At 41.5% G+C, this 2,096-nt stretch carries 1 protein-coding gene; it reads left to right on the forward strand.

Going from position 1 to position 2,096, the window contains the following annotated elements; all coding sequences use genetic code 11:
- Positions 1-149: 149 nt before the first annotated feature.
- The gene (locus EDD59_RS17580; RefSeq protein ID WP_132384264.1) at positions 150-1,976 is read left to right on the forward strand and encodes an IS1634 family transposase; all 1,827 of its coding nucleotides are present in this window, start codon (positions 150-152) and stop codon (positions 1,974-1,976) included.
- Positions 1,977-2,096: the final 120 nt, after the last annotated feature.

Genomic DNA, 2,096 nt, shown 5'->3' on the forward strand with positions numbered 1-2,096 from the left:
CCTGAGTTTTGAAGTTTAATAAGCATTAACGAACCGGTATCCCTTGTGGTTACTGGGTTTTTTATGTCAATATATTCTATTTTCTTGCTGTGGTGTATTGTGTTATTTCCCAATATATGGTATAATATAAGGGATTGGAGGGGTGCATTATGTTTCTTAAAACCATCACGAAAAAGGGCGTTACCCGCCTTTACTTTTACGAATCCTACTACGAACCAAGCAAAGTTAAAGGAGAAAAGGGGCGGATCCGTCAGCGTTCCCTGAAAAGCCTGGGTTCTCTTGATGAACTAAAAAAACTTTATGATGATCCGATTGCACACTTTACTGAGATTGCAAAACAACGTAGCAAAGCACAAAAAGATGCTTCCCAGGCTTCTATCTCCATTGATTTAAGCTCTGTTATGACAGAAAGTGAAGACTGTATTAAAAATGTAGGCTACGGTATCCTCAAGGAGATCTACAAGCAGTTAGAACTGGATATATTTTGGAAAAACAAGGCAAAAAAGAGGAACATGCAGTTTGACCCGGATAGCATCTTCCGTCTCCTTGTTATCTCCCGTGTTCTCTTTCCAGGATCAAAGAAACAGACATATGAGAACAGAAATATTTATTTTGAAAGGATTGAGGGCTTCGCTTTGGATGATGTATACCATGCCCTGTCTTTTATAGAGGAGAATCAGGAAGATATGCAGAAATGGATTTTTGAGCATTCCGTAAAAATCTGTGGCCGGGATCTTTCCACTACCTATTTCGACTGTACGAATTATTACTTTGACATCGGGCATTCTGACCTTGATACTCTGGGTGATGACGGCAACCCGGTCGACAGGAACGGAAATAAAACGGCGCCAAAATATCGCAAGCGTGGGCCCGAAAAGAACCACCGTCCCGATCCGATTGTAGAGATGGGTCTTCTGATGGATAAGAATGGCATTCCCCTGGCCTATGACCTTTTCCCAGGGAACGAATCTGAAAAGGTCCATATGCGGCCGATCGTCAACCGCCTAAAAGATGAGTTTACTGATATGCGCGTTATCTTTGTTGCCGACAGGGGCCTTAATACCTCAGATAATATTTACTATCTCAATGGGGACAATAAATGTGACAACAACCAGCGGGATGGCTATGTGTATGGCCAATCTGTCCGCGGTGCAGATGAAGAATTCAAAAAATGGGTGCTTGGCAGAGGGTATCATACGGATAATCTCAAAGATGATGAAGGCAACGAAATTAAATTCATACATAAGTCCCGGATTTATCCCAAGAAGCTCAATGTCAATGTAACCTCCGCCGATGGGAAACATAAGAAGAAAAAAACTGTATCAGTGGACCAGAAACAGATGGCTTATTACTCCGAGAAATATGCTAAAAAGCAGCGCCGTGATCGTGAGATTATGGTAGAGCGTGCCAAGGATCTGATTAGGAATCCAAGGAAATATGACCGGGTAACTTCCGCCGGTTCAGCGGCATATGTCCAGAATATTTCTTTTGATAGGACGACCGGTGAGATTATGGACGGAAAGGAGCTTAGTCTTAATCTCCCTAAGATAGAGGAAGAGTCTAAGTACGATGGCTACTACTCGATTGTTACAAGCGAATTAAATATGAAGGACTATGAGATGAGAGAAACGTACCACGGATTAGGGCGAATAGAAGAGACCTTCAAAATATCAAAATCTGATTTCGATTCCAGGCCTGTTTTTGTGAGAACGAATGAACACATAGACGGGCACTTTGCCACATGCTTTACAGCACTTGTGCTCATCAGGATTCTCCAGGCAAAACTTCAAAATAAGTATCCTGTTGGTAAAATGCTGCAGGCACTCCGAAAGTATTCCTGTATTCGGATTGATGCGAATACATACCAGTTTGTTTACTTTGATGAAGTCCTGAAATCCTGTGAAGAGGCTTTTGGGCTCAAGTTAGACAGCAAATATAGAAACCGTCTTCAAATCCGCCGAATGTTGAAATACTGATTGTTTCAAGCAAAAAAATTTTCAACTTCTTTAAAATTTGCCTTGGTACCACATATAGGCGAATTGGCAGAAAGCCTATGTTTAAAAGCTTTCTGCCATATTTACTTCAAAACTCGAGAT

The organism is Muricomes intestini (genome assembly GCF_004346165.1).
In the GTDB taxonomy this organism is placed as follows: Bacteria; Bacillota; Clostridia; order Lachnospirales; family Lachnospiraceae; genus Muricomes; species Muricomes intestini.

Excerpts from the sequence above, each read along its gene's own strand:
- EDD59_RS17580 (WP_132384264.1), top strand. The coding sequence starts at position 150 with ATGTTTCTTAAAACCATCACGAAAAAGGGCGTTACCCGCCTTTACTTT.